The sequence below is a fragment of the Natronocella acetinitrilica genome (assembly GCF_024170285.1).
Lineage (GTDB): Bacteria > Pseudomonadota > Gammaproteobacteria > Nitrococcales > Aquisalimonadaceae > Natronocella > Natronocella acetinitrilica.
Genome location: NZ_JALJXV010000001.1, coordinates 529,077 through 555,430, shown reverse-complemented (window position 1 = coordinate 555,430; position 26,354 = coordinate 529,077). Strand labels below are relative to the sequence as shown.

26 protein-coding genes and 1 pseudogene are annotated in these 26,354 nt (G+C 63.2%); 13 read left to right on the top strand and 14 right to left on the bottom strand.

From position 1 onward, the window contains the following. Nucleotides 1-6: 6 nt before the first annotated feature. From J2T57_RS02670 to J2T57_RS02630, 9 genes are all read right to left on the bottom strand, one after another. Nucleotides 7-1,164 (bottom strand): NADH:flavin oxidoreductase/NADH oxidase, encoded by a 1,158-nt coding sequence (locus J2T57_RS02670; RefSeq protein WP_253473799.1) that lies wholly within the window; start codon nt 1,162-1,164, stop codon nt 7-9. 33 nt (nt 1,165-1,197) lie between these two features. After that, a complete protein-coding gene (locus J2T57_RS02665) occupies nt 1,198-1,989 on the bottom strand; it encodes a hypothetical protein (protein ID WP_253473795.1) in 792 nt (263 codons plus the stop codon). Beyond that, nucleotides 1,986-3,326 carry an amidase gene (locus J2T57_RS02660; RefSeq protein WP_253473792.1) on the bottom strand — a complete coding sequence of 447 codons (1,341 nt, stop codon included), beginning with the start codon at nt 3,324-3,326 and terminating at the stop codon, nt 1,986-1,988. Before J2T57_RS02660 ends, J2T57_RS02665 begins: the two co-directional genes overlap by 4 nt. Nucleotides 3,327-3,328: 2 nt before the next feature. Then, nucleotides 3,329-4,006 carry a DUF2848 domain-containing protein gene (locus J2T57_RS02655; RefSeq protein ID WP_253473789.1) on the bottom strand — a complete coding sequence of 226 codons (678 nt, stop codon included), beginning with the start codon at nt 4,004-4,006 and terminating at the stop codon, nt 3,329-3,331. Nucleotides 4,007-4,074: 68 nt separating this feature from the next. After that, complete coding sequence (locus J2T57_RS02650; protein WP_253473787.1) at nt 4,075-5,358, bottom strand: TRAP transporter large permease; 1,284 nt, start codon at nt 5,356-5,358, stop codon at nt 4,075-4,077. Beyond that, a complete protein-coding gene (locus J2T57_RS02645; RefSeq protein ID WP_253473784.1) occupies nt 5,355-5,948 on the bottom strand; it encodes a TRAP transporter small permease subunit in 594 nt (197 codons plus the stop codon). The genes J2T57_RS02650 and J2T57_RS02645 overlap by 4 nt, the downstream gene beginning before the upstream one ends. A gap of 62 nt (nt 5,949-6,010) precedes the next feature. Further along, on the bottom strand, nt 6,011-7,075 hold the full coding sequence (locus tag J2T57_RS02640) for a TRAP transporter substrate-binding protein (RefSeq protein ID WP_253473781.1): 1,065 nt from the start codon (nt 7,073-7,075) through the stop codon (nt 6,011-6,013). Between the two features lie 160 nt (nt 7,076-7,235). Beyond that, nucleotides 7,236-8,039 (bottom strand): putative hydro-lyase, encoded by an 804-nt coding sequence (locus tag J2T57_RS02635; RefSeq protein WP_253473778.1) that lies wholly within the window; start codon nt 8,037-8,039, stop codon nt 7,236-7,238. 115 nt (nt 8,040-8,154) lie between these two features. Further along, nucleotides 8,155-9,030 (bottom strand): LysR family transcriptional regulator, encoded by an 876-nt coding sequence (locus tag J2T57_RS02630; RefSeq protein ID WP_253473775.1) that lies wholly within the window; start codon nt 9,028-9,030, stop codon nt 8,155-8,157. Nucleotides 9,031-9,159: 129 nt separating this feature from the next. Here J2T57_RS02630 and J2T57_RS02625 point away from each other — a divergent pair, with 129 nt between their 5' ends. Both J2T57_RS02625 and J2T57_RS02620 read left to right on the top strand, forming a co-directional pair. Next, nucleotides 9,160-10,524, top strand: a complete 1,365-nt coding sequence (locus tag J2T57_RS02625) for an autotransporter outer membrane beta-barrel domain-containing protein (RefSeq protein WP_253473772.1) — start codon at nt 9,160-9,162, stop codon at nt 10,522-10,524. Nucleotides 10,525-10,606: 82 nt separating this feature from the next. Further along, complete coding sequence (locus tag J2T57_RS02620; RefSeq protein ID WP_253473769.1) at nt 10,607-11,206, top strand: 2-hydroxychromene-2-carboxylate isomerase; 600 nt, start codon at nt 10,607-10,609, stop codon at nt 11,204-11,206. Between the two features lie 48 nt (nt 11,207-11,254). Here the strand turns inward: J2T57_RS02620 and J2T57_RS02615 are convergent, their stop codons facing one another. Further along, entirely contained in the window at nt 11,255-11,503 is a 249-nt protein-coding gene (locus J2T57_RS02615; protein ID WP_253473766.1) for a hypothetical protein, read from the bottom strand. A 238-nt stretch (nt 11,504-11,741) separates the two neighbouring features. Between J2T57_RS02615 and J2T57_RS02610 the strand changes: the two genes are divergently transcribed. Both J2T57_RS02610 and J2T57_RS02605 read left to right on the top strand, forming a co-directional pair. After that, the gene (locus tag J2T57_RS02610; protein ID WP_253473763.1) at nt 11,742-12,017 is read left to right on the top strand and encodes a hypothetical protein; all 276 of its coding nucleotides are present in this window, start codon (nt 11,742-11,744) and stop codon (nt 12,015-12,017) included. A 69-nt stretch (nt 12,018-12,086) separates the two neighbouring features. Beyond that, nucleotides 12,087-12,341, top strand: coding sequence for a DsbA family protein (locus tag J2T57_RS02605; protein ID WP_366519061.1), 255 nt, complete (start codon nt 12,087-12,089; stop codon nt 12,339-12,341). A gap of 333 nt (nt 12,342-12,674) precedes the next feature. Here J2T57_RS02605 and J2T57_RS02600 read toward each other — a convergent pair whose 3' ends face one another. Beyond that, nucleotides 12,675-13,106, bottom strand: a complete 432-nt coding sequence (locus J2T57_RS02600) for a phasin family protein (RefSeq protein ID WP_253473757.1) — start codon at nt 13,104-13,106, stop codon at nt 12,675-12,677. Between the two features lie 197 nt (nt 13,107-13,303). Further along, entirely contained in the window at nt 13,304-13,543 is a 240-nt protein-coding gene (locus J2T57_RS02595) for a HupE/UreJ family protein (protein ID WP_253474211.1), read from the bottom strand. A gap of 273 nt (nt 13,544-13,816) precedes the next feature. On the opposite strand from J2T57_RS02595, the gene J2T57_RS02590 reads away from it, so the two are divergent. After that, complete coding sequence (locus J2T57_RS02590) at nt 13,817-15,136, top strand: ferredoxin reductase family protein (RefSeq protein ID WP_253473754.1); 1,320 nt, start codon at nt 13,817-13,819, stop codon at nt 15,134-15,136. Nucleotides 15,137-15,285: 149 nt separating this feature from the next. Next, nucleotides 15,286-16,808, top strand: a pseudogene (locus J2T57_RS02585) (NAD(P)H-dependent oxidoreductase). Nucleotides 16,809-17,295: 487 nt separating this feature from the next. Here J2T57_RS02585 and J2T57_RS02580 read toward each other — a convergent pair. Then, nucleotides 17,296-18,261, bottom strand: coding sequence for a Bug family tripartite tricarboxylate transporter substrate binding protein (locus J2T57_RS02580; protein WP_253473752.1), 966 nt, complete (start codon nt 18,259-18,261; stop codon nt 17,296-17,298). 418 nt (nt 18,262-18,679) lie between these two features. Between J2T57_RS02580 and mdcA the strand changes: the two genes are divergently transcribed. From mdcA to J2T57_RS02545, 7 genes are read left to right on the top strand one after another with little or no spacing between them, the layout of a single operon-like run. Further along, nucleotides 18,680-20,338, top strand: a complete 1,659-nt coding sequence (mdcA, locus tag J2T57_RS02575; RefSeq protein ID WP_301289049.1) for a malonate decarboxylase subunit alpha — start codon at nt 18,680-18,682, stop codon at nt 20,336-20,338. Between the two features lie 8 nt (nt 20,339-20,346). Beyond that, nucleotides 20,347-20,661: a malonate decarboxylase acyl carrier protein gene (gene mdcC, locus J2T57_RS02570; protein ID WP_253473746.1), complete on the top strand. Its 315-nt coding sequence runs from the start codon at nt 20,347-20,349 to the stop codon at nt 20,659-20,661. Nucleotides 20,662-20,666: 5 nt separating this feature from the next. Next, entirely contained in the window at nt 20,667-21,554 is an 888-nt protein-coding gene (locus tag J2T57_RS02565; RefSeq protein ID WP_253473742.1) for a biotin-independent malonate decarboxylase subunit beta, read from the top strand. Continuing rightward, nucleotides 21,551-22,279, top strand: a complete 729-nt coding sequence (locus J2T57_RS02560; RefSeq protein ID WP_253473739.1) for a biotin-independent malonate decarboxylase subunit gamma — start codon at nt 21,551-21,553, stop codon at nt 22,277-22,279. Before J2T57_RS02565 ends, J2T57_RS02560 begins: the two co-directional genes overlap by 4 nt. 17 nt (nt 22,280-22,296) lie before the next feature. After that, nucleotides 22,297-22,941 carry a malonate decarboxylase holo-[acyl-carrier-protein] synthase gene (mdcG, locus tag J2T57_RS02555; RefSeq protein ID WP_253473737.1) on the top strand — a complete coding sequence of 215 codons (645 nt, stop codon included), beginning with the start codon at nt 22,297-22,299 and terminating at the stop codon, nt 22,939-22,941. After that, nucleotides 22,938-23,798 carry a triphosphoribosyl-dephospho-CoA synthase MdcB gene (gene mdcB / locus J2T57_RS02550; protein ID WP_253473735.1) on the top strand — a complete coding sequence of 287 codons (861 nt, stop codon included), beginning with the start codon at nt 22,938-22,940 and terminating at the stop codon, nt 23,796-23,798. The genes mdcG and mdcB overlap by 4 nt, the downstream gene beginning before the upstream one ends. A 54-nt stretch (nt 23,799-23,852) precedes the next feature. After that, a complete protein-coding gene (locus J2T57_RS02545; RefSeq protein ID WP_253473733.1) occupies nt 23,853-24,782 on the top strand; it encodes an ACP S-malonyltransferase in 930 nt (309 codons plus the stop codon). Between the two features lie 35 nt (nt 24,783-24,817). Here J2T57_RS02545 and J2T57_RS02540 read toward each other — a convergent pair whose 3' ends face one another. Continuing rightward, complete coding sequence (locus J2T57_RS02540; RefSeq protein ID WP_253473731.1) at nt 24,818-26,326, bottom strand: tripartite tricarboxylate transporter permease; 1,509 nt, start codon at nt 26,324-26,326, stop codon at nt 24,818-24,820. Nucleotides 26,327-26,354 lie beyond the last annotated feature (28 nt).

Here is a 26,354-nt window from a genome sequence, read left to right as displayed (position 1 = left end):
ACCCACTCAGAAAATGTTCGAACGCTCGTACTGCACGGGCCATTCCACGTTCTGTGCCTTCAGGGCAACCGCTGCACGCAGGGGCCACACCGGGTCGGCCAGCAATGCGCGGCCAAGAATGACCAGGTCGGCCTGACCATTGGCAATCACGGATTCCGCGAGATCCGGTCCGTGGATCAGCCCGACGGCGCCGGTGGCGAGCCCGGTTTCCTCACGTACCCGCTGGGCGAACGGCACCTGATAGCCCGGGTGAATGGGGATCTGCTGACGCGGGTCGTTGCCGCCGGACGAACAATCCATCAGATCCACCCGGCCATCGTCCTTGAGCATCTTGCCAAGGCGGATACTGTCCTCCAGCGTCCAGCCGCCCTCCACCCAGTCCGACACCGACAGGCGCATGAACAGCGGCAGGTCGTCCGGCCACTCGCTGCGCACCGCGTCCACCGACTCCATCAGGAAGCGAATCCGGTTCTCGAAGCTACCGCCGTAGCCATCGGTACGCTGGTTGCTCAATGGCGAGTAGAACTGATGGATCAGGTAGCCGTGGGCGGCGTGCAACTCGATGACACGAAAGCCGGCCTCTCGTGCCCGTCGCGTGGCGGCGGCCAGCGTGGTCATGGCGTCTTCGATGTCCGCTGCCGTCATGGGCTCGGGGGTCGGCCAACCCTTGGCATAGGGTAGATCCGACGCCGACACCACCGGCCAGCCACCCTGGTCGACGGGAATCGGCCGCGTGCCCTCCCAGGGCCGACCCACGGAGGCCTTGCGACCGGCGTGACCAAGCTGGATTCCGGGCACTGCACCGCGTTCGGACACAAACGCGGCGATGCGGGCCAGCCGATCACGCTGCTCATCATTCCAGAGCCCGAGGCACCAGGGGGTGATACGGCCGCGAGGTTCCAGATGCACGGCCTCGGTGAAGACAATGCCCGCACCACCCGCGGCGCGGGCACCGAGATGCACATAATGCCAATCGTTGGAGAGCCCATCCTCACCCGAGTACTGGCACATGGGCGAGAGCACGACGCGGTTACGGGCAGTCACCGAACGGAACGTGACCGGGCGGAACAGGTGGGGATTCGGATCGCGGCGCAATACACGCCGCTCGGTCTCACCGCTGGTGCGGGAGTCCACCATCTTGGAGGTCTCTCTGGAGTCAGACATGGCAAGCTCCTGACTGGTTCTGGGTTGAGGGGCTCAGGCCACGGATACCCGGGCCCGGAATTGACTGACTGCCAGCAGGGCCGCACTCACCCCGATGGATGCGATCAACGCAAGAGTAAACGTCCACATGGGTGCAAGCCGCTCGGCGCCGAAGCCAACCACGGCGGTAAAGGCGATCAGGCTGAACAGCGCGGGCTGGGCCGCCGCCATCGTGGCCCGCGCCACCGGCGCACCGTAGCGCTGGTGCAGGGTCAGGCCGATGGTGATCAAGCCGATGGGAAAGCCCAGCATCACACCGGAGATCAACGGCCCGAAGCCATCGGCAAGGGTGGCAGCGAACCCCACCAGCAGGCCCGCCAGGACGCCGCGCAGGAACAGATCGAACCAACCGCCGGGAGCGGATACCCGGGGCTGTGGCAGGTGCAGGCGACGCTCAACGATTCGCACCACCAGGAACACAGCGACGTAAGCGCTCAATGCGGTGAAGAGGCCGCCCGGCAGCAGACCCGCAAACAACAGCGCCGTGGGCAACCAGACCAGGACGGCAAGCGTCAGGCCGCGCACTGCTCCGAGGCGCTGACCGGTAAGGATGTAGCAGATCATGAACGCCAGCGTCGCGGTGAGGGCATGAATGCTGGACACCGCCGCCTCGGCAATGAATGCCGCAGGCTGCTCACGCAGCATGAAAAAGTAGGCCGGGCCGAGCACGATGGGTGTCCCGGCGACAATACCGCCGAGCCGCGGGCCCAGGTTGCCCACCGTCACCGCCACGGCGATCACCACCAGGGCAGTCGCCAGCATCTTCACAAGCAAGGCGGTGATCATGTGGGAGAACGCGCTCCCAGCAGCGCCTCTGCGGTGGCGGCGACCCGCAGCAGCCGTCGATCGGCACCATTTCGCGCCAGCAGCATCAGGCCCACTGGCTGCTCTCCCGGCGCATGACAAGGCAGGGACACCCCGCACAGATCGAGCAGATTACCCACGGTGGGGTTGCGCAGCGCCAGCAGATTGATACGGCCGTAATCGGCATCGTCCTCGAGTTCGTCGAAGCGCGGCGGAATGATGGGCACGGTGGGCAACAGCAGGGCGTCATGGTCCTCCAGCAAGCGATCCATCAGCGCGATCTGGCGGCTACGTTCGTGTTGCAGGGCCAGGTAGTCGGCGGCGCTGATGGACGCGCCCCGCTCGATGCGAACACGAACCCGGGGGTCGTACTGATCGGCATCATGCTCCAGCCAATGGCGATGCACACGGTAACTCTCGGCAGCGGTAAATCCACCACCGGCAAGCAGGGCCGGCAGTTCGCCGAGGTTGTCAGCGGCCACGTCCTGCACGGGGACACCCGCCGCCGACAATCGGCTGACCGCGCGCTGGAAGGCGGCGGCCACGGTATGGTCCATGTCGTCCAACACGTAACGCTGGGGGATGGCGAGCCGCAGGCCGGCCGCAGGCAACGTCTCGGGGGTCCATGGCGCCTCGCCGGCGAGTACCGCATCAAGCAACGCACAACAGGCAACGCTGCTCGCAATGGGGCCGATGGAATCCAGACTGGATGACAGCGGAAAGGCACCGTCCAGGGGCACGCGGGCTTGTGACGGCTTGAAGCCCACCAGGCCGCAGAAGGCGGCGGGAATCCGGATGGAGCCGCCGGTGTCACTGCCAACGGCCGCCGCCGCCATACCCTGGGCTACGGCAACGGCAGCGCCGGAGGAGGAGCCGCCGGGGATGCGCGTCGGGTCAAGCGGGTTGGCCGGCGTGCCGTAGTGTGGATTCAGGCCAAGGCCCGAGTAGGCAAACTCGGTCATGTTGGTATGGCCTGTCAGCACGGCACCAGCCCGGCGCAAGCGACTCACCACGGGGGCATCCACCGCTGCCGGCGCGGCGTCGGCAAGCAGCCGCGAGCCCGCATGGGTCACCTGTCCGGCAACGTCAAACAGCACCTTGAGGGCCACTGGCAGGCCTGCCAGCGGTGCTGCTGGAACTCCACCCTCGCGCAGGATGTCCACCGCCCGTGCCTCGGCCCTTGCCGTGGCCTCGAAAACCGCTGTGTGGATACGGCCGTCATCCGCCTCGCGTATGCGCTGCATGGCGTGGTCGAGAAGGGATACGGCCGAGGTCTCACCACGGGCCTGTGCAGCAAGCAGATCGGCGAGGACGGTCATGGTCAGCTCACCACCGGCAGGGTCTGGACCTCGTAACCATGATCAATGCGTCGACCGCGCACCGGATCGATCAGCGCCATGTCGAAGCGACTGGCGGGTCGGACGCCACCGTGCACCGGTAGGGTGCCGCAGAGCATGGCCTGGCCGGGGCGCAGGCTCGAGCCATTGATCCCGTAACTGGCCAGCAGATCCTTCGGGTGCAGCAATTCGGCGATACTGCCATGCTGGTAAAGGTGACGCTCGCCACCGATTGTGGCGTGGGATTCCAGCTGTAGCTCGTCCCAATGGTGGATCACGTCGTCGAGTCGCCACAACAGGGCTGCTGCGGGCTTGGCACAGCATTGCTTGGAGTAGGCCACGGACCAGGCCTCTGCCTCCCGGTCGGTATGGTCGGAGGACACGCCGACGAAGGTACCGTCCGGCGTACCCACCAGCAGCGCCTCGACCTCACCGCTACTGCCCTCGCCCAGCACCTGGATACGGCTGTTGCTGGTGAGCAGATCGCCGGATACACGATAGAAGAGCGGCGTCTGCGAGGGCGGCGATACGCCGAGCGCCTGCAACTCTTCTATATGGGCCTGGATAGAGGCCTGCTCGCGGCCGGCCCATCCAGCGATGATCAGTTCGTCGATGGCAATGTCGAGGGTGGCGTCCGTGTCAGCCAGGCGAAATCGAGTCATTGGTGTCATGCCTCTTGGCTGTTTGGGTCAATTTCTCCGTCCTGCGCCAGGGAAAAGCGGGTGTCTCCCTAGCGCAGGATGGAGGGCAGATACAAAGCGATGGACGGGAAGGCGATCAGCAAGGCCCCCATGACCATCATGATCAGCACATAGGGCAGAGCGCCGATCATCACATCATTCAGCGAGCCACGCTCACGGACCCCCTGGACCACATAGAGATTGAGGCCCACCGGCGGGGTAATCAGCGCCATTTCGATCAGCAGGATCAGCAGGATGCCGAACCACACCGGATCGAACCCGAGGGCGATGATGATGGGTGCAACGATGGGAATGGTAATCACCATCAGCGACAAGGTCTCGATGAAAAAGCCGAGCACGATGTAGAGCACGATCACCAGGGCCAGGGTCTCGTAAGGCCCGAGGCCGGCACCCTGGAGGAAGCTCGCCAGCTCCCGCGTGATGCCGGTGGACGCCAGGACGAAATTGAGGAAGTACGAGGCGATGATGATCAGCATGATCATGCCCGTGGTGCGCATGGTGCCGTCCAGGGCGTCGACAATGATGCGCCAGCCCAGCCGACCCATGACCAGTGCAATGATCATGGCGCCGATCACCCCCAGCGCAGCGGCCTCGGTGGGGGTCGCCCAGCCGGCATAGATGGAACCCACCACCACACCGAAAAGGATCAGCACCGGCAGCAGATGGCGCAGGCCGCGGAACCGCGTGGGCCAATCATGATAGCGCCGCGGCCCGCCCATGGCCGGCCGCCAGTAGCACAACAGCGCGGTGCCGATGATGAACAGCAGCGCCAGCATCAGGCCGGGAATGAGGCCGGCGGCAAACAGCCGCGGGATCGACGTCTCGGTGAGAAAGCCGTAGACGATCAGGTTGATGGAAGGCGGGATCATGATGCCGAGCGTTCCCCCGGCGGCGATGGAGCCGGTGAAAAGCCGCGGATTGTAGCCCAGCTTCTCGCCCTGGGGCAGGGCCACGGTGCCGATGGTGGCGGCAGTGGCGACGCTGGATCCGGAGGTGGCGGAGAACATGGTCGCCGTTCCGATATTGGCATGAAGCAGGCCACCGGGCAGCCAGGACAGCCAGGACTCCAAGGCCTCGTAAGTGCCCCGGGCGATACCCGTGCGCACCAGGATTTCGCCGAGCAGGATGAACAGCGGTATGGCGATCAGCAGAAAGCTGTCGGACGCCGACCAGAGCACGTCTCCCAGTGCCCGCACCAGCGGGAACGGCGAATAGAATTCGTCGAGAAACAGCGCCAGTGCAATGAGGGTTGCGGCCACCGGTACACTGAGAATCAGCAGCAGCAACAGGACGAACAGGATCATGCCGATCATTGTTCTTCCCTCACTTCGGCGCTGATCTGATCATCCAGGGTGGGACTGCCGGCCACCCGCTGCACCGCCTTCACATCCAGCGCTGCCAGCCCGACCAGAACCCGAAGCAGCAACAGACCCACGGCAAAGGCGAACCAGCACAAGCCGAAGGCCCAGAGAAACTGGGGGATCCACATGGGCGTCTGCAGGGGCGTGTTGGCGGTCGAACCGCGATTGAACGACGACATGGCCACATCCAGCGCGGCACCCACCACCAGTACGCAGAACAGCCCCAGGGTTGCCAGCGCCAGCAGGTCGAGAATACTGCGCACGGACACCGGCAACTGCAGGTAAAGAGCGTCTATCCGGATATGGGCCTTGCGAAACAGCGTGTAGGCAAACGCCCAGCTCGCGCTGATAGCCATGATGTAACCGGTGAGTTCCGTGGCATGGACCGCGGAACGACCGATGAAACGCCGCGAGAGGATCTCTACCGTCACCATGGCAACGGTGAGCAGAATCAGCACGCCACCGCCACGTGCAAGCCAGAGCGAACCACGGTCGACCCAGAAAAGGGCCGTGTCCAGCCATTTGGCGAGGCGATCGAGCATGGGGATGAGCCTCCGTTCAGAGCCTCCGGGGCAGCCTCATGCCACCCCGGAGACATTCACCTTCAGCGTGAAGCGGTGATACCAGTGATTTCACCGATGGTCTCGTTCCAGCGGTCGACCCACTGCTGGCTGACACGAGCGGCCCAGCGGGGAATCACGGTTTCTTCCAGATGGCGGGTGGCATTGGTGAAGTCGTCGTCGGAAGCCTCGACCAGCACCATTGAGCCGGCGTCACCGCGACCGCATTCGCCGGTGCCGGTCAGGCAGGCGATACCTTCGCGGGTTTCTTCCACCGCGGCTTCCCAGACGGCGTTCTCGTAGTTGGTGGCAACTTCGTCCATCAGCCATTCCTGCATTTCGGCGGACAGGCCGTTCCACTTGTCGCCATTGATGGCGGTAACGACGTGATCCCAGCCACCCACGGGCAGCGGGTAGAGGTGGGTGGACACTTCGTGCCAGCCGGAGCTGTAACCGGAAAGGGAGCCGGTCACGGCGCAGTCGATGACGCCGCGCTGCAGGGCACCGGGCACTTCACTGAAGTTGAGGGTGATGCCCTCGGCCCCCAGCGCTTCCAGGAACTCGGCGGTGGTACGGCCACTGGCACGAATCTTCTTGCCGGCAAGATCATCGAGGCCGGAGATCTCGGCATTGCAGAACACCATCTGCGAGGGGTAGGGCACAATAGCCAGCAACTGGGCACCGTCGAAGCGCTCGGCCATCGCATCGGCCATCACCGGCTTGTAGGCGTCAGCCAGTTGCCGCGCCAGGTCCAGATCCGGTGCGATCATGGGCATATCCAGCCCTTCCAGCTCCGGTGCGTCCTGCACGGCATAACCGGCCACGGTGGATACCACCTCGAGCACGCCACGGCCCATGAGCCGGTAGACTTCACCGCCACCCAGTCCCATCTGGTCAAAAGTGGTTACCTGGGTGCTGACCGCGCCATCGGAGGCCTCGGGCAGGTGGTCCTCCCAGAAAGGCCGCTCGAAGTTCTGGTACAGGGACAGACTGCTCCAACTGCCCACGTAGTTGAAACTGGCGTTCTCCATGGCCTGGAGGTTCCCTGCGGTGAGGGCAAGCCCGCCACCCATGACGGCGGCTGCCAAAAGCTGAGTCGACTGCTTCATCATCGTTCTCCCGACATGTTTCGTTAATGGTTGCGCTGCGCGCTGGTGACGGTGTCCGCCGCTGTCTGCGGGTTTCCCGGCAGGGCACCATCGCCTCTCCCCTGAGTCTGAATTGTTGTCCTCCTGGACTGCTCTCTTGTTGTCATGCACGAAATGGCCGTCAACACACGGCAATTTCGTGCTCCCGCAGGTCGGTTACCAGCATGTGCCCCGGGCTGTGGGTCATGGCCAGCGGCAGGCCGGCATCCACCAGCGCGCGCTGCGGCGTCACACCGCAGGCCCAGAACACAGGTAGTTCTCCATCCCTGATGGCCACCGGCTCGCCGTACTCGGGCGCTGCGATATCGCGTATCCCGATCCGGTCGGGGTCGCCGAGGTGGACGGGCGCGCCATGCACCAGTGGAAAGCGTGTGGAAATCTGAATGGCTCGAATGGCATCGGCGGCGTTCAGGGGCCGCATGCTCACCACCATGTTGCCGCCGAATGGTCCGGATCTCGCCAGCGGCAGGCTCGTGTCGTACATGCTGACGTTGCAGCCCTGCTCGACATGGCGGAGCGCGATGTCCGCCTGGCTCAGCACATGGTCGAAGGTGAACGAGCAACCAAGGGCGAAGGTCACCAGGTCGTCCTGCCAGAGTTCGACGATATCGGTGGGGTCGGCGACGGCCTGGCCATGGCGGAACACGCGGTAGCGGGGAACATCCGTGGCGATATCGAGATCCGCGCCGAGCCGCGGCAGGCCGCGCTCGCCGGGCTCACTGACTGCCAGCAGGGGGCACGGCTTGGGGTTGCCCTGACAGAACCGCAGGAAGTCGGCGGCGTCACGGGCCGGAAGAATCACCAGATTGACCTGCACGAATCCGCCGGCCATACCCGCCGTGGATGCTGTCAGCTCTCCTGCTCGCGCCGCCCTGCGCACGTCGACGGCGCTTGCCTGCGCCCACCGCTCCACCGTCGATACCATGCCTTGATCTCGTAGTTGTCATGGACACTTATAGCAATAGATCAGGACTATGATTCACACAAATCGATATTTGGTATCAATTCCGATAGGAAATCTTTATCAGTCATGCCGGTTCTCAGCGGGGAACACTGTCCAGAGCCAGTTCGGCGATGGCGCGGGCCACCTGCGACTCCGGGTTGATGCCGTATGACACGCTGAAGTCGAGGCTCAGGTCCGGGGCGGCAACCTGAAACACCCGCAGATTGCCACTGGCGATCTCCTGCTCAAGGATCTGTGTAGGCAATGCGCTGACACCGATGCCGTCCACGGTCATGCGGATGATGGTGGCCAGCGAAGAACTCGCATGGATACGCACTCGCTCGCCGGATTGCTCCAGCATGCCGCGGATATCGGCGTGGGGTTTGCTCAGGCGGGGATAGGTGATGATCGGCCAGCGAGACAACGCGGCAAGCGGCACCGGCTCGTCAGGGATGTCGAGGCGTGGGCTCGCTACCCAGCTCAGCGGGTAACGGCACAGGGGAAGGTTCGCCACATCGGGCTGGTTGACCGTTCCCATGAGAAAGGCGAGATCAAGCTCATGGGACATGATTTTTTCTGCAAGATGTACGGAGATGTCTACATCTAGCTCGATGTTAACCGCAGGATAGGCGACGTTCAGTCGCTCTATCAGTCGCGGCAGCCAGGTGTAGACGATGGTCTCCGCCACACCCAGGCGAATGCTTCCGCGAATCGCGTCCCGGTTGGCCACCGCCTGCAGCATGTCACCGCGCAGACTGATGAGTCGCTCGGCGTAATCCAGCAACTCCCGCCCTTTCGCGGTGAGGGACACCTGGCGGCCGCGACGGTCGAACAAGCGCACGCCGAGTTCGGATTCGAGATTGGCGATGCGTGAGGAGACCGATGGCTGGGTGGTGTAGACGCGTTCTGCGGCCGCGCGAAAGCTGCCCAGGCGGGCGATCCAGACAAAGGTTTCCAGGGTTCGGAAGTCCACGGCCTCTCCGGAAGCGCGGGCCCTCGCCCGTTGGTCCATTGTAGCGCCAGGGATGGACTAGGCGGGAAGGGGGTTCCAGAAACGCTCATCAACCCGCAGTATGATCAGACAAGCCGAAAAGAAGAACTGGTGGGCAAGTTGCACGGAGCACGCATCAGGACCGCATGGTTGGCGGTGGCCGGATTGACCGTCTGGGTGGGTACGTTGAGCCCGCTGGAAGCCCGCCGTCTGGCTGCGGAGATTGACTTCTACCTCGGTGACGATTGCGCCGCCATGGGCTTTGAGCGGGACGCCAACAATCAGGTCCCGCCGGAGCAGGCCGGTCCGAACCTCGCAGCTTATTGTTCCTTGCCACCGCCGCCGCCTCCACCAGATCCCGGTGCGCCCCCGGGGATCATCGTACCTCCGGACCCGACGCCGACCTTCAGTGCTCCCGGCACCGGCGCCACCAGCAACAGGATCGGACGCCGTGCGGGCAGCGAGCTCAGGCGGCGAGCGCCACCGCCGGAAGACGAGGAGGAGCAGGACAATGGCATGGCCCTGCACTGGCGTCAGCTGGACCGCGCCCTGGGTGGTGGGAGCAGCGAGTTCTATCTGGAAGGACAAACACCCTGGTCCGCCTACCTCACACTGGAGCGGGAGCGTGAGGAGCAGCAGCAAACCCGGCTCGAAGATGGTCACGACAGCCGTGGGCAGGCAGTGCTCATCGGCGCTGACCGGTGGCTATCGGCAAACGTCCTGCTGGGCATTGCCGCCGACATACGCAGAGTGGAAGGTTCGCCGCGCAATGGTGGCGACTTCACGATTGATAGCCAGGGGCTGACCCTCTATGGATCGTTTCTGCCGGATCAGCGCGGCACCTTCATTGACCTCAGCCTGGGCGTGAGTCGACAGGACATGGAGCAACGCCGCCGCACCTTGCGGGAGATCATCGAGGGCGATCCTGATAGCGACCCGCAGATTGATATTCCCCCCACCGTTGTCCGCGGCACCACGGATGGTTCCTCGGTACACGCAGCCCTTGGCGTCGGCACCGACTTCACGAGCGGGCGTTACGTGGTCGGGCCCCGCGCCTCGCTGCAACTCAGACGAACGCGCATGGACGCCTACCGGGAACGCGGCGAGACGCCGCTGACATTGACCTACGACGATCGGACACAACAGTCCGTGCAGAGCATGATCGGGCTCTACGCCAGCGCAGCCTTCTCCCTGCCCAAGGCGGTGCTGGTTCCTCAGCTGGAAGTGAACTGGATCCATGAATTCCGCGACGACCAGCAGACCCTGACCGCCCGCTTCGCCGAGGATCGGCGGGATGATCCGGTGATCCTCCGCTACAACGACCAGCCACCGGACCGTGACTACTACCTGGCCCAGGTCGCGGTAACCGCAGTACTGCCCTACGGCATCAGCGCCTTCGCCGCGCTGCGAACAACCTTCCGCCACGACTACCTGCGCCAGCGCAGTGCCGCCATCGGCCTGCGGGCGGAGTTCTGAGACCCGGTCCTGGTGGCCAGTCTCCAGGGCGAGTATCGGGAAATCGTGGCACGATGATCGCTTTGCTGCCGGGAGAACGCCCATGTCCGACACCATCATCTATTACTACAGCCACGTGTCACCGTGGAGCTTCATGGGCCACGCCCCGTTGGCGCAACTGGCAGCCGAGATGGGTTGCGATATCGATTACCGACCCGTGTCCACCCGGCGCATTTTCCCGAAGACCGGGGGCGTTCCGGTGGCGCAGCGGCCACCGGAACGGCAAGCCTACCGTATGACTGAACTCAGGCGCTGGTCGCGCAAGCGCGGCGTACCGCTGAACCTGGAACCAAGGCACTTTCCCACCGACGACCAGCCGGCAGCCCGCCTGGCCTTGACGGCAAAGGCCGAGGGCCACGACATCGCGGCACTCTCCGGCGCGCTGATGCGGGCCTGCTGGATCGAGGAGCGGCAACTGGCAGACGAGGAAACGCTGGCAGCCATCGCCGACAGCGTGGGGCTGGATGGCAGCGCCCTGCTCGCCGCAAGCAAGGAAGACAAAGCTGAAGCGCTACTTCACCAGTCCTGCGAGCAGGCGCTGGCCGACGGCTGCTTCGGTGTCCCCTGGTACATCTACCGCGATGAACCGTACTGGGGCCAGGATCGGCTTGAGTTGTTGCGAGAGGCACTTGCCAGCGGCTGAGTAAGCGCTGACGTTATTCCGATCCATTGTCACCGGCAGCGGAACCTATCAGTCACGGGCTGGCTCGCAGTGCACCGTCAGACCGTCCATGATCGAGACGAAGCGCGCTGCCTCCATGTTGGGGTTCTCCTGCCGCGCCAGCACGTGGAAAGCGTCGATCGCCACCTGCCGAAGATGGCTCTTCGGAATGTCGTGCTCCGCCGGAATGCGAACACTGTTAGCGATGTCTCCCAGACCGAATTCGGTACGCAGAAGGGCGAGGGACTCGTCGTCTAGCCGGCAGATCCAATTCGCCATGTGGCTCTCCCGTTGTTTGATACCTACTGCGTGACGTGAGGTCGTCGCAGAGAGAAACAACCCCCTTTTATCGGCGACGCCGGGTTGACATGCCCCATAGGTATTTCCCCGATAAGCAGAACCCCTCTCCGTAACTTCGCGAATACAACACCTGCCGCTCTTTGGCCAATATGCACCTCAAGCCAACGGGGATACCGGCGGCGCAAAACTCAACCAATGAAGCGAAGGAGTTTCAATCATGCGTACCATCATCACTGCAACTGTCATCGGCTTTGCCACCGTGTTCTCCGGTCATGCGCTGGCGAACGACACCCAGCCCGACGTCTACGGCAACCTCGGTGCCGGCCTCGCGGGCGATAGTTCAGCCGGTCTGACTCTGGGGCAGCGCACGGCTCCGGTGGCGCCGGATGTCTACTTCACACTGGGCATCGCCGAGCGTTCACCCTCCGTCCACGAGATCACCGTGACCGGTATGACCGATCACCGGGGCAACGCCTTCAAGGGCGGCGCCTGATCACGTCAAGATCACCTCTCCCCTCTCGCCGGAGACCCCTGTCAAGGTCTCCGGCATTCTGCTTTCAGGATTTGGCAGAATGGCTGGATCGCATCAACCACTACCGCCATGCTGACGGCATTGGGATTACCAGCCCGGGAGATCATCGAGACCGCCGAGTCACCGTCAAACAAGGAACACCTGCGCCAGCAGACCGACGAAGCCCTGGCAAGGGGGATTTTCGGAGCACCGACGTTTTTCGTCGGTGACGAAATGTTCTGGGGAAATGACCGGCTGGACGACGCAATGGACCGTCTGCGATCAAGAGAGTCAACACTTTATTAATGCGAGTTCAATGTAGGGAAGGCGGACGTACGCAAACCGCTGCGCTGCTACCCATGAGCCTCAGGCAACCTTGTGCTCGCGTCCTGCCGCATTCCAGCCTGGGTTATCGGACACCGTACGAGTACAAGGCTACCTTGAGAGGCCACTATCAACCCAAGGCCAGATTCCAGGAATCAGTGGTCCGATAAAGTCAGGCAGCTCAGTTACGTCAAGCAGATTCGGGCGGCGTTCCGCTCGGAGCGACTTGACGGATCCGGACGTTCCATAACGAGACCACCCGCCCGGACGAATCCGGAAATGCGGCTTACTGACGACCAAGCAAAGGGCGAATACTTACTGACCTTTTGCTTGAGCCTGAGTCGATTTCCTGGTGCCTTTCTCCAAGGCCTGAGCTGCCCTCTCGGTGCCTTCCTCGGCGGCACTGGACATCTCCCGGGCACTGTCCTGCGCAATCTTCTGTGCCTTCTGGGCGAAAGTCTGGTTCAGGGACGTGACCTTTTCGATATCGCTCTTGAAGCGCTCGCTCAACGCCTGGGCGACCTTCTGTTGGTTCTCGACGTAGCTGTGAAGATCGGATGGGTCTTTCACCTCCAGTGCGGCGCGAGCCTGTTGCAGACCGGTATCGGCATAGGCCCTGGCAGCCTCGAGCTGCAGGCTTGTAAGCTGCTGAATATGATCCAGCATCAGGTTGGCGTAAGTGCGCGCCGGACCGGCAACGGTGCTCTCTATCTGGCTATGCATCTGGTTAGCGGCTTCTTTACTCATCACTGTTCCTCATCTGTTCAACGGCGGTCTGCCGGACCCTCCTGGATCGGCAAGTAGATGCCACCTCAGGGTGGGGGCAAGCGAAAGCCCCGTCAGTTCGGTGGCGCACCCAAGAGAGACAAAACGCCCCATGAACCCAGGCATACTGAATGAGCAACAGCCTTATGCGGATGCCTTTGCCCGCTCCTGGTATCACATCATTCGGCCAGCCGAAGAGGGCGGAGGAACTTGTTTCGCTCATCTCCACCCAGCATTGCGAGGGACGCGCCCGTGAGGAGTCCGGGGATGAATTCGTGAAAGTTTGTCGAGTTGATCAGGGTGACGCTGTTGGCGAGTCCATGGCTCATGCCAAAGAGCACTGAAAGTGCATAACAGGCGGACCACGGCAGCGGCGGCGCGGCAGCAATCAGAATGCCGACGATTATCATCGATGCCACGTTCAAGATGTTTGCGTATGTAACGTAGGACGGGCCAATCACTCAGGCGGCGAGGGAAGAAGCAAGCACAGCAGGAGCAGAACGAGCAGTCGGTTTTGCATGACGGTATCTCCTACGCAACGATGCTGCACAGCCTGAACGAGTTCGGCAACGCACAGATGTAATTCTCTATATCAGTGACTTTGTCAGCCACGGACGCCGGGCCGTGTAGGCCGCGGACACCGTCCGTGAATCGCCATTTCCGTACTTTTGTATGCGGAGACTCTCAGCGACATGATCCCACGCGCCCTTCTGTGGTTGTCTGCTTACGTCGTATTGGCCCTGATTCCCCTCGGCGTGGCCCTCGTCCATCAGCCTGCCGAGGCGAGAGCGTTCTGGGTGGAGTTGGGTGCGATGCTCGGTTTTCTCGGCCTCGGGGTGCTTGCCGTGCAGATGCTGATCACCGGCCGCCATCGGTGGTTCGCCCCAGAAATTGGCCTGGACAACACGTTGCAGTTCCATCGGCAGGTCGGCATTTTCGCCATGCTGCTCGTACTCGCCCATCCCGTAACGTTGATCCTCGCCGAGCCGGAGAACCTGACGTACCTGGACCCCCGGGAAGACATCCTGCGTGCAGTTTCACTCACTTTGGTCGTGATCAGCGTGATTATCGTGGTGTGCACCTCCCTTTGGCGGGTCACCATCGGCTTGCCCAATGAATGGTGGCGAGTTCTCCACGGCGGGCTTGCGCTGTTCATTGTCATTGGCGGCCTGGGCCATGCCTTGATGGTCGACCATTACACCGCCGGGGCGGCAACGAAAGGAATGCTTGCCGGCCTGGTGCTGATTCCGCTCGGGTTTCTGGTGGATACCCGCTTGCTGCGGCCGCTGCGAATGCGCCGACGGCCCTGGCGTGTCGCGGCAACACAGCCCGAGCGCGGCGATTCAACCACCATCCGCCTCGAGCCCGTTGGCCACGAGGGTCTGGTATTCGCGCCCGGCCAGTTCATTTGGGTGACATTGGGCGAGACACCGTTTTCGCTACAGCAGCACCCGTTCTCGCTGGCTTCCTCGGCGACAGAACCGCAGGCAATCGCCTTTACGGCCAAACGACTTGGCGACTTCACGGCCACGCTGCCGAGTGTGGAGCCCGGTACACGGGCCTGGATTGAGGGCCCCTACGGCGCCTTCGTTCCCGACAGCGATCGCGCGGGGACTATCGTTCTGATCGCGGGCGGCATTGGAATCACACCGATCATGAGCATACTGCGCACCTTTGCAGAGCGCGGCGTGCGCACGCCGCTGTGGCTCATCTACGCCAACGAAGACTGGGAGAGTGCCACCTTTCGGGAGGAACTCGATGCGCTCACCAACAGACTTCCGCTGCAGCTCATCCATGTGCTGGATAGTCCACCAGAACACTGGAGCGGCGAGACAGGCTTTGTCGACGAGGAGTTGCTTGAGCGCTGCCTGCCGGCGGACAGCAAGGACGTGGAGTATTTCATCTGCGGACCACCTCCGCTAATGGATGTCGCCGAGAAGGCCCTGTTAAGCCGCGGCGCTTCCCCTACGCGACTCTACTCCGATCGCTTCGACCTATATTATAAGGAGTGACTCCATGCTCCATGTCTATGCCCTTCGAGCCGGAATCGCGGTGTCGGTGCTGTTGCTGCTGATCGTGATCGTGCTGGCAAGCGTTCAGGCAGGCTAAGGCGCATGCCTGGCACACGAATCCGTCGATACGCAGGAAGAACGAGATGTCCATGAACGTGCTTGTCATCCTCGGGCATCCGCGCGCGGACAGCCTTTGCGGCGCATTGGCGGACGCATTTGCGACGGCGCGCGCGCAGCGGGCGTGCAACTGCGCAGGCTGGATCTCTCGGCGCTGGATTTCGATTTACACGTGCGGACGCCATCACCCAATGAGCAGCCTCTCGAGGAGGGCCTGCGCGAGGCGCGGGATCTCCTGGTCTGGGCAGATCATCTGGTGTTCGTCTACCCCACCTGGTGGGGGACCATGCCTGCGCTGCTCAAGGGTTTCCTGGATCGCATCCTGACCCCGGGATTCGCGTTCCGGACCTGCGAGGGCGGAATCGGTTATCAGGGGCTGTTGCACGGCCGATCCGCCGAGCTCATCACCACGATGGACACCCCTCCGCTCATCCATAGGCTCCTCTATCGGCAGCCGGGCAGGAATGCCATGGCGCGGGCGACGCTGGGGTTCTGCGGCATTGATCCCGTGCGCTCGTTGATGTTCGGCTCGGTCAGAGACGCCCAGGCGCGGCAGCGGTCACAATGGCTGGCCCGCGCGGAACGGCAGGGGAAGCGGCTAGAGCGGGGCCGGATCACCACGTCGGAACGGCTGCGGCAGAAAGGCGGTGCCTGGCTGCGGGGCCTGCGGCTCCAGTTCTATCCCATGACCTGGTTGGCGTACCTGCTCGGGGCCCTTGCCATCTCCCCAGACGGCTCCGTAAGGGGCAATTCGGTGTTCTGGATAGGCTACCTCTGTCTGTTCCTGCTTGAGGTGACCACGGTGCTGATCAATGAGCTGGTGGACTTCCCAAGCGATCGCAACAATCGGTACTTCAGTCCGTTCACGGGCGGATCGCGTGTGCTGGTGGAGGGAATGCTGAGTACGCGTGAAGTCCGGGCCGGCGCCATCGCCGCGTTCCTCGGCTTTCTGGGCACTTCACTCTGGCTGCTTGCGGTGACGCCGGCGGAGTCGGCGTCCGTTGTCACCGTCCTGGGCATTCTTGCTGTTCTGGCAATCGGCTACACGGCGCCGCCCCTGAAGCTCAGCTATCGTGGGCTGGGCGAACTGGACGTCGCGGTCACACACAGCATTGGCGTCCTGTTATGCGGCTATGTGTTCCTCGGGGGCGCCTGGAGCGACCCGCTACCGTGGCTGTTGAGCCTGCCACTGCTGTTGGCCATTATTCCGTCCATCACCCTGTCCGGCATTCCGGACTACGAGGCCGACCAAGCCGTGCGCAAGCGCACGCTGGCCGTACGCCTGGCACCGACGGGCGCGTTGGTGGTGGCACTGGTCTTCACTGTGCTGGCCGCCATTGTCGCCGTTGCATGGCAGCTCATGGGGCTGGCTGGCGGCGCCTTCGCCGGGATCGCCCTGGTGGTCGTTCCCCACGCTGCACTGCTGACCTGGTTGTTGTCCCGGCAGCTTCGCTCAGACAGTTCGCCCGGGCGAATCGACGGCCTGATGGTTGCGTCGCTCGGCTATGTGCTGTGGTTCGGACTGATCCCCGTGTTCCGGCTGGCTGGCGGATAATTGAAGTGTGGAAAAAGACCGTTGTAATCACTGAATTCAGATGAAGACTTTGTCGATGGCTAGGGCGCATGGTTGGCACGGTGTTTAGGAGACGTTTTTTAAACGGAAACAGAGACAGTCTTCGAATCATTCAGAAAAAATTGAAAAAACATGGGCTTACAATCCTCGCTAGTGGAGGCTGCCGTAGCCGTTGCTGCCCCCAGGCAAACACCTAACAGCTGAGGTGGCCGCCACGGTCGTAGACCCCTTGTACTACTCAGTACTACTCAGGCTCCGGGGTCACGGCGACGGATTAGCATGGCAAGGGTGCCTGATTATAGCAACGATAGCGCCTACGAGGCGGGAGGCTATCAGGCGCGTGACGCTGGAGAACAGCTAGTCCAACTCAAAAAACGGGCCGGGGGAGACGCCAGCCCCCCAACCCGCACCATGATGAATCCGCTGTCGTTGCCACCGCCACTCGTTGCGGGGCCGCGAAGCGCCGGACTTACAGGTGGCCCAGCGCCCCCAGTACCTCTTCGTATATTTCGATTTCCCCTTCGAGGAATTCCTGGAACTCCTCCGGACCAATCACCACGGAACGGAACTGCAACGCATTCTGCTCCTCAATGTTTTTGTACACGTCCTGCTTGGCCGCCTCCGCCAGGATGTCGTACATCGCTTCTGCGTGGTCCGGATCATCGTCGGCATGCATCGCGAAACCCCTCCAGCGGCCGATGTTGACCTCAAAGCCAAGCTCCTCCGCGGTGGGGACATCGGGTAGCACTGGCAGGCGCTCCTCCATGAAGACGACCAAGGGATTGATCTCTCCGGCCTCGACCAACGAGCGGGCGGGGCCGTACTCCTCGAAGAGAAGGTCGGTGTGTCCACCCAACACCGCCGAGAATGCTTCCGCCGCCGAGTTGAAAGGAATGTAGTTGAGCTCGGCGCCAGAGCGCAGGCCCCACAGACCCACGAGAGTCTCATCGTAGCCCGCTGCGCCGGTCCCGGCGATGGTGAGGCCCCCCGGGTTCTCCCTGGCATATTCGATGACCTGCTCGATGTTCTCGAACTGGCTGCCCTCGGGAGCGTAGAAGACGCCCTGATCCCACTGCACCCGGCTCACGCCCTGCAGTTGGGTGATGTCGATGCGGCCGAGTACATGGTTGATGATCTCCTCTGGGCCCACGGCCATCATGTTGTGACCATCCGCCGGTCGGCTAGTGAACTCGATATAGGCCGGGACGCCACCCCCCCCGGTCACGGAGATGCCCACCATGGATTGCCGGGTGATCTGGGAGAATGGAATGCCGATTGCCCGAATGAAGAGATCGGTGCCGCCACCCGGGCCGAACTGGTTGATCACCTCGACGGTGCGCTCCGGATAATTGTCGCTGGAGATCGCCGCAGTGGGCACCGCCAGACCAAGCCCGAGGCCAACGGCCAGGCCCACTTTCAGTAGCTGATTGTTCATTTAGTACTCCTCTCGCTCGATCATTGTTGTCGACACCATTCGCGGCGCCGTTGTTTTGCAACCATCAATCCCTGTCCGCCGCGTATAACGGCGGTGGCTAACCCGCTGTCATTTCCCTGATTGACGAACTGCCTGCTCCCCCATCCGACAATCGGAGATGTCATGGCCAAGAAGCCACGGCATCCACTGGCTCGGAGCGTCGTGCATGGCAGTGCTGTTCGTGTTTATATTAGTCACAATTATTCAAAAAGAGCGTAGGCACTGCTTCCTACCCCAGTCAACTTTCGGGGTGTCAAGCCAGTGACCTCGGATCACGCGAGCCACAGGCCACACGTATCAAGGGGGCAAACCACTCCAACTGGTGCGCGCCCCGACTACTGGCGCTTGCCGCGCACGGTCTCGGGAGTTGTGGAGGCATATGAGGACCGAAGGCGACGAATCACCTGGCTGGGACACAATCCAACGTAGTTACCGCGCCAGGATGGAACGGAGCAGACGTCTTGCCGACGGCAAGGTGGTGGCAGCAGATGATGCCGTAAAATTGCTGGAGTCGGTGCTCGAACCGGGTGATCGGTTGTGCATCGAAGGCAACAACCAGAAGCATGCCGATTTCCTCGCGGCCAGCCTGGCCCGAGTGTCTTCTGATCAGGTGCACGGGTTGCACATCGTCCAGTCTAACCTGGCCCTGCCTGCTCACCTGGATGTCTTCGAGCGTGGTATCGCCGACAGGCTAGACTTCTGCTATTCCGGGCCGCAGGGGCTGCGACTGGGGCGGCTAGTGGCCGAGGGTCGTGTCCGGGTGGGCGCCATACATACCTACCTGGAGCTCTACAGTCGCTATTTTTCTGACCTGACCCCTAGGGTGAGCTTAATTGCCGCCGACGCCGCCGACGCCGCTGGTAATCTCTACACTGGCGAGAACACCGAGGACACGCCAGCAATTGTGGAGGCGACCGCATTTAAGTCCGGAATCCTGATCGCACAGGTCAACCGGATCGTTGACGAAGTGCCCCGTGTCGACGTTCCCGGAGACTGGGTGAGCTATGTCGTGGAGGCGCCGAAGCCCTACTACATCGAGCCAATATTCACGCGCGATCCGGCGGCCATCACCGAGGTCCAGATCCTCATGGCAATGATGGTGATCCGCGGGATCTACCAGAAATACGGGGTGACCCGCCTAAATCATGGGATCGGATTCGACACGGCGGCCATCGAGTTGATCCTGCCGACCTATGCAGCCGAGTTGGGGCTTCGGGGCGAGATCTGCCAGTATATGTCGGTAAATCCCTGCCCGACCCTGATTCCGGCCATTGAGTCCGGTTTTGTCGAGGGGATCCACTGTGCCGGCTCGGAACTCGGCATGGAACGCTACGTGGCCAACCGTGCAGACGTATTCTTCATCGGTCGGGACGGCACCATGCGTTCCAACCGCATTTTTTGTCAATTGGCGGGGCACTACGCGGACCTGTTCATCGGATCCACCCTGCAGATCGACCTCGAGGGTAATTCGTCCACAGCGACCCTGAATCGCATCACCGGCTTCGGCGGCGCGCCGAACTTCGGTTCTGAATCGCGCGGCAGGCGGCATGGCAGCAAGAGCTGGCTGCAGGCGGGTGAGGAAGCAAACCGGGGTCGACACATGCCCCGGGGCCGCAAGCTGGTGGTGCAAATAGTGGAAACCTTCCGCGAGGGTCTGGAACCCACCTTCGTCGAGCGGCTCGACGCCTGGGAACTGCAGCAGTCCTTCGATCTGCCATTGCCCCCAGTCATGGCTTACGGTGACGACATCACCCACATCGTCACCGAGGAGGGGATCGCCAACCTGCTGCTGTGTGATGACCTGTCCGAACGCGAACAGGCTATCCGCGGCATTGCCGGTTATACGCCGGTTGGGCTCGCCAGGGACCGAGCGGTGGTCGATCGCCTGCGCGAGAAGGGTGCGATCGCCTACCCCGAAGACCTCGGTGTCGACAAGCGCCTGGCCAACCGTGACCTTCTTGCAGCCCGTTCCATCAAGGACCTGGTCCACTGGTCCGGCGGGCTGTACCAGCCGCCGACGCGATTCCGCAACTGGTGAGGTGCGTTATGGATCATCTGGAGTTTGATTTCGTGGGCCACGGCAATCCACCGCGGCGCAGCCATGCCCTGGTCGGGGTGGTGGGGTCTGGAAACCTGGAAGTTCTGCTGGAGCGCGCCGAGTTGGCCGGCAACTGCCAAGCGGTGGTTGATACCTCCATCCGCGGTTTCGACACGCTCTGGCAGCGGGTGCTCACGGACTTTGTTAACCGCCACGGGCTCGCAGACGTACGCATCAGCGTCAATGACGGCGGCGCAACACCAGCAGTGGTCACGCTCCGGCTGGATCAGGCGGCAGCGGAAATAAAGGAAGACCGCTTATGAGACCCGTGCGACGCAGCTATGACGAGGCCACAGCCCGAGGTCGCGTGGCTGGCCTGCTGGATTCGAAATCTTTCCGGGAATTTTGTGGCCCCACCGCCCGCCGCACCAGCCCCCATCTTTCCGCCTTGGGTCTGCCCGTATCCTTCGATGATGGCGTGGTGGTCGGCGAGGGCTACCTCGACGGACGACCCGTACTGATCGGCGCGCAGGAGGGCGGGTTCATGGGTGGGTCTGTGGGGGAGGTCCACGGCGCCAAGTTGACTGGGCTGCTGGAACGGGCCCTGGATGTCGAGCCGGCGGCTGTGATCCTGCTTCTAGACTCAGGTGGCGTGCGTCTGCAGGAAGCCAATGCTGGCCTCATTGCGATGGGTGAAATCCAGCGCGCAGTATTCCGGGTGCGTGCCGTAGGTATCCCGGTGATCGTCGCCATAGGCGGACGCAACGGCTGCTACGGCGGCATGTCCATCGTTGCCCGTTCCTGCGACTGGATCGTCGCCAGTGAGCAGGGACGACTTTCCATCTCTGGCCCCGAGGTGATCGAGGCAGTGGAAGGTATCGAGGAGTTCGATGCCCAGGACAGGGCCTTGGTGTGGCGGACTATGGGCGGTAAGCACCGCCGCCTGTTGGGCGAGGTGGATGCCCTGGTGGACAATAGCATCGAGGCGTTTCGTTCTACGGTGACCGGTTGGCTGGGGCAGTCCCGGCCGCTTGAGTTGGAGGACATCGAGGCCGAGCACCATCGGCTGGTTGCGCGCCTGCGGCGTTTCGGCGAGTGCTATGATGGCCTGGATGTCTGGCGCGAGTTGGGCATGGAACACCCCGAGGAAATCCCCGAGTTGGATGCCGACGCCTTCAATGCGCTAATTGCCGGCGTCGAGGAGCGTGAACGATGAACAACGACAGTGCGGCACGCACCGCCCACCTGCTGGACGAACTCTTCGGATCCGGACATGGTGTTGTGGTGGACGCTCCCTTGGTGAGTGGGCACGCCAAACTGGACGGACGTGACGTTGCTGTGATCGGGACCACCGGCCAGGTGCATATCGGTGCCCGAATCGCGCTCGCCCTCGCCGGGCATGTGCTGGATGTCGTCCGCGATACCCCGGGCAGGCCGATAGTGCTTATCGTGGACAACTCCGGGCAACGCCTCAGCCTTTGGGACGAGCTCATGGGCAATAACGGCTGCATCGCGCACCTGACCAAATGCCTGGATCTTGCCCGGCGGCGACAGCACCGGGTGGTGGGCCTGGTACATGAACTGGCTGTGAGCGGGGGATTCATGGCGACTGGTATGGCAACGGAGGCCTGTTACGCGCTGCCCGGAGCAGAAGTGCGAGTGATGGCGACGAGCGCCATGTCCCGGGTGACAGGCATTCCGGAGGAGCAATTGCAAGAGCTATTCCGGACATCCGCGACACTCGGTCCCGGAGTGGATAACTTCGTCCGCATCGGGGGACTGCACGGAGTCCTCGACGGCGACCTGCGGGCAAGCATTGTCGAGGCCCTGCAACAGACCGATCCGGATCCCGATCCGCGTCGACGACTTGGCGCGGAGCGGGGGGGACGGACCCATGCCGCGGAGGTCGCGGCCATTTCTCGCGCAGGGCGCGAGCTCTAGTGGAACCGTGCACGAGCATGCAGTCCCCGCCTCGTCACCACCTGGCATGGCTGGTGCCCGATGCCCAGGTCCATGTGGTGGAGTCCGCCTGGACGCCCATCGTGCGATCTTGGCTGCAACAGCGACGGCCGCTGATAGTGCGTCGGCGACTTCCCGGGGAACCGGCGGGCGAGCTTGTGCTTGGCCTGCCATTGCCGAACAGGCTGGGGCGCCAGCGACTGGCACTGCGGGCCCCGCCGGATGCCCTGCTCCGACTGGAGCCGCCGCCGCCTCTCGCGCTCGCCGCCGACGTGCTGCCGGAGCAGGCGCGGAGGATCGTGCGCGAGATTGCCGACCGCATTGATGACTGTGGGGCCCGGGCCTTGGTATACGGCTCCGTTGCCTGGCAGTGGCTTACGGGGGAAGCGTACCTGCGATCCGACTCCGACGTCGACGTGCTTATCGTCCCAGATGCACTCTGGCACCCGGGTCGTGGGCATGCGGTGCTGCGGGACATGGCCGCGGTGCGAAAGCCACGTCTCGACGGTGAGCTAGTCCTAGGGGACGGCGCTTTCGTCGCCTGGCGTGAATTGCTGGGCGACTCCCGCGACGTTCTGGTGAAGACCGCTGGCGGCGCTAGCCTGCGCCAGCGTGCCGCATTGCCCCTAGGGACTCTGGCATGAACGCGCCGGCCCTGGTCACCAGCCCTGCCACGGAGCGCTTTCGGGTCATCGACCGCTGCGCGATCAACGCCCTACTGGACGAACTGGCGTGCTACCCGAAGCCGGGACTGGTGAGCTTCGTCGATTCCGGCAGCCACGATGACATGAGTGCTGCAACGTTCCTGCGCAGTATCGAGGCGTTGCGCGGCTACTTCGCGCAAATGGCGGCAGCGGGCGCCGATGACGCCTCGTTCAGAGAACTGAACGTCATTGGACGCACTGCTGAGGCACGCATGTTCGACGCCACCGGCGGCCGAAATACCCATCGCGGTGCCGTGTTCAGCCTCGGGCTGCTCGCCGGGGCAGCGGGCCGGCGGACCCGGACCCAGAAGGGCGCCGGTTCCGGGGTTTGCGAGGTCGTCGGACGACGCTGGGGCGAGGAAATCCTCGCCGTTGCTCGGACCGCGAAAGATACCAGTCACGGTGACCTAGTGCGTCGCCGCTACGGTGCGAACGGCGCGCGAGATCAGGCCGCTGCCGGCTTTCCGACGGTTAGGGAGCATGCCCTGCCGGCCTACCGGCAAGTCAGGGAGCAGGCAAGCAACCCCAGCGCTGCCGCGGTACATGCGCTGTTCGCGATCATGGCGGCACTGGAGGACAACAATCTCCTCTACCGAGCTGGCCCCGAAGGGCTTGACTACGCGCGCACGGCCGCATCGGGTTTTCTCTCCCGGGGCGGCATGATACAGAAGGACGGACATGCGCAGGCGGACGCGATCCACCGACGGTTCGTTGCCTACAATCTCAGCCCCGGTGGTGCCGCGGACCTGTTGGCCGCTACGCTGTTCGTCGTCGCCTGGGAGCAGGAAGCATTCTAGTGTCCCGTTTCAGCCTGTCAGAAACGCAAGTGACGAGTGGGAGGGCACACTAGCATGGGCCTGGCACTGCTCTGCGCCGGTCAGGGCTCACAGCATCCGGCAATGTTTCAGCGCCTGGCGGCAGAGCCTGCCGCCTCACAGGCACTGGAACTCGGTTCCCAAGCCGCCGGGCTGGACCTGCGGGAGCTGGCAGACAGCGCCTCCGGGGACGACCTCACCACCAACCGGATGGCGCAGTTACTGGTCGTCACCCATGCCTTGGGTGCCGCAGCTGCACTCGCCGATTGCGGCGTAGAGCCGACCGTCTGTGCGGGCTACAGCGTCGGCGAGTTGGCCGCGCACTGTTGTGCGGGGTCCTGGTCTGCCTCCACTGCCATCGACGTCACGTCGCAACGCGCAGCGCTGATGGACACAGCCTGCGACGCGGCGGCGACACCCCTCAGCATGGCGGCACTGGTCGGCCTGAGCATCCCGCGTGTGGAGCGCCTGGCTGCGGAACACGGATGCGAGGTGGCCATCATAAACGGACCGGATCACGTGGTGCTCGGCGGTCCTGCCGGAGCGGTTCAGGATATTGTGGATCTGGCACCGGAACTTGGCGCACGCCATGTAAAACGACTTCCCGTGCAGGTCGCATCGCATACCCACTTTATCGATACCGCCGTGGAACCGTTCGCAGGCGTGCTGCGCGAGGCGGACTGGCGAATGCCGCAGTACGCGGTGCTCTCCGGGCTCGATGGGCGCCCGGTGCGCGAGAAGCCGGTCATGGTGAGCCTGCTCTCCCGCCAGATCGGAGAGCGCCTGGACTGGGGCCGATGCCTGGAGTGCGTGGTCGAGCACGGCGCCACCGCGGTGCTGGAGATTGGTCCCGGCCGGGCGCTGGCGCGGATGGTTCAGGGTCGTTTCCCGCACGTGCCGGCGCGCTCGTTCGAGGATTTCCGCAGTGCCGCCGGCGCGGCCCGGTGGGCGAGCCGGCAAGCCTAATACCTCCTTCCGCTCGCCCATGGACGCCTTGGGTGTCACGTTGCCGTCAGCGCCCGTTTCTTGATCTCGGCGTTGCGACGGAACTGGCCGTAGAGCCCATAGAGCAGTGACGCCAGGGCCAGGATCAGCAACGTTGCGGTGATCGGCCGCGAGATCACGGCGATAATGTCGAAATTGTTCATAAGCATCGCGCGACGCAAGCTGATTTCCGCAATGGGGCCAAGTACCAGGCCGATGATCAGCGGCGCAATAGGATAGTCCAGCCGCCGCAGGATGAAGCCCAGGGCGCCGAAGACCAGCATGACGACCAGATCCATAATGTTGTTCCGCAGGGCATAGACGCCGGTCATGCAGAGCACGATGATGCTCGGCCCCACAAGGGCGTAAGGCGCATCCAGGATCTTGGCGAAGTACCTTGCCGCCTTCAGACCGAAGAAGATCATCAGCAGGTTGGCGGCCAGCATGCCGATGAACACCGAGTAAACCAGTTCCTTGTTCTGCACCAGTAGCATCGGCCCCGGTACGATGCCGTGAATTGTGAGGCCCCCGATCATGATTGCCGTGGTGGCGCTGCCGGGTATCCCGAGGGCCAGCAATGGCACCATGGAGCCGCCGACGGCGGCGTTGTTGGCCGCCTCCGGGGCTGCAATGCCCTCGTAGGCACCCTTCCCGAAACGTTCCGGATTCTTCGACCAGCGCACCGCCTCGCTGTAACTAAGGAAGGCGGCGGTGGTAGCGCCCACGCCGGGCAAGGTGCCAATGACGGTGCCGATACCGGCGGAGCGCAGCAGCGTGTACTTCAGAGCCAGGAATTCCTTGAGCTTCGGCAGCGTGGTGGAGACGGCGATGACTTTCTCGCCGATGGGTCGGGACTCGCTGAGCCGGGTCAGCACCTCCGTCAGGGCGAACATGCCGATAATGGCGGGAATGAAGCTCACCCCCGACAGTAGCATGCTGACATCGAAGGTGAAGCGCCCGGTGCCGGTCAGGGGGTCCATCCCGATGGTGGCAATTGCAAGCCCCAGCGCCCCGGACATGAGTGCCTTGAATACCGACGTGGTGCCGATGGAAGCGATTGCGGTAATCCCCAGGACCGCCAGCGCAAAGTATTCCGATGGGCCGAAGGTGAGTGCTATGCGGGCCAGTGGCGGCGCCAGCATCGCCAGCACGATGGTCCCGAATATGCCGCCTAGCGCGGAGGATGCAAGCGCCATCCCTAGCGCTTTGCCGGCATGTCCCTGCTTGGCGAGGGGATAGCCGTCCAGCCCGGTACAGGCGGCCTCCGGGCTGCCGGGGGTGTTAAACAGAATTGCGGCGATGGATCCGCCGAAGGTCGCCCCCACATAGACTGAGCCCAGCAGCAGCAGCCCTTCGATGGGCCCAAAGACGAAGGTGAACGGTATCAGCAGCGCCACCGCCACCACACCGGTGAGCCCGGGCATGGAACCGAACGCGATTCCCCAGACCATCCCGAAGACGATCAGAAGAAAGGAGATCGGGTTGCTCACCATGTAGCTCAGCGCTGAAACAAACCCCTCAACCATGATCCGTGGTCTCCCCGTGGTTTCGGCG

Bases quoted from the DNA above. Each gene is read 5' to 3' on its own strand.
- J2T57_RS02670 (WP_253473799.1), bottom strand. From the start codon at position 1,164: ATGTCTGACTCCAGAGAGACCTCCAAGATGGTGGACTCCCGCACCAGC.
- J2T57_RS02655 (WP_253473789.1), bottom strand. From the start codon at position 4,006: ATGACTCGATTTCGCCTGGCTGACACGGACGCCACCCTCGACATTGCC.
- mdcC (WP_253473746.1), top strand. From the start codon at position 20,347: ATGGATCATCTGGAGTTTGATTTCGTGGGCCACGGCAATCCACCGCGG.
- J2T57_RS02650 (WP_253473787.1), bottom strand. From the start codon at position 5,358: ATGATCGGCATGATCCTGTTCGTCCTGTTGCTGCTGCTGATTCTCAGT.
- J2T57_RS02545 (WP_253473733.1), top strand. From the start codon at position 23,853: ATGGGCCTGGCACTGCTCTGCGCCGGTCAGGGCTCACAGCATCCGGCA.
- J2T57_RS02660 (WP_253473792.1), bottom strand. From the start codon at position 3,326: ATGACCGTCCTCGCCGATCTGCTTGCTGCACAGGCCCGTGGTGAGACC.
- J2T57_RS02560 (WP_253473739.1), top strand. From the start codon at position 21,551: ATGAACAACGACAGTGCGGCACGCACCGCCCACCTGCTGGACGAACTC.
- J2T57_RS02640 (WP_253473781.1), bottom strand. From the start codon at position 7,075: ATGAAGCAGTCGACTCAGCTTTTGGCAGCCGCCGTCATGGGTGGCGGG.
- J2T57_RS02590 (WP_253473754.1), top strand. From the start codon at position 13,817: ATGATCCCACGCGCCCTTCTGTGGTTGTCTGCTTACGTCGTATTGGCC.
- J2T57_RS02610 (WP_253473763.1), top strand. From the start codon at position 11,742: ATGCGTACCATCATCACTGCAACTGTCATCGGCTTTGCCACCGTGTTC.
- mdcB (WP_253473735.1), top strand. From the start codon at position 22,938: ATGAACGCGCCGGCCCTGGTCACCAGCCCTGCCACGGAGCGCTTTCGG.
- J2T57_RS02645 (WP_253473784.1), bottom strand. From the start codon at position 5,948: ATGCTCGATCGCCTCGCCAAATGGCTGGACACGGCCCTTTTCTGGGTC.
- mdcA (WP_301289049.1), top strand. From the start codon at position 18,680: ATGAGGACCGAAGGCGACGAATCACCTGGCTGGGACACAATCCAACGT.
- mdcG (WP_253473737.1), top strand. From the start codon at position 22,297: ATGCAGTCCCCGCCTCGTCACCACCTGGCATGGCTGGTGCCCGATGCC.
- J2T57_RS02600 (WP_253473757.1), bottom strand. From the start codon at position 13,106: ATGAGTAAAGAAGCCGCTAACCAGATGCATAGCCAGATAGAGAGCACC.
- J2T57_RS02620 (WP_253473769.1), top strand. From the start codon at position 10,607: ATGTCCGACACCATCATCTATTACTACAGCCACGTGTCACCGTGGAGC.
- J2T57_RS02615 (WP_253473766.1), bottom strand. From the start codon at position 11,503: ATGGCGAATTGGATCTGCCGGCTAGACGACGAGTCCCTCGCCCTTCTG.
- J2T57_RS02635 (WP_253473778.1), bottom strand. From the start codon at position 8,039: ATGGTATCGACGGTGGAGCGGTGGGCGCAGGCAAGCGCCGTCGACGTG.
- J2T57_RS02580 (WP_253473752.1), bottom strand. From the start codon at position 18,261: ATGAACAATCAGCTACTGAAAGTGGGCCTGGCCGTTGGCCTCGGGCTT.
- J2T57_RS02665 (WP_253473795.1), bottom strand. From the start codon at position 1,989: ATGATCACCGCCTTGCTTGTGAAGATGCTGGCGACTGCCCTGGTGGTG.
- J2T57_RS02540 (WP_253473731.1), bottom strand. From the start codon at position 26,326: ATGGTTGAGGGGTTTGTTTCAGCGCTGAGCTACATGGTGAGCAACCCG.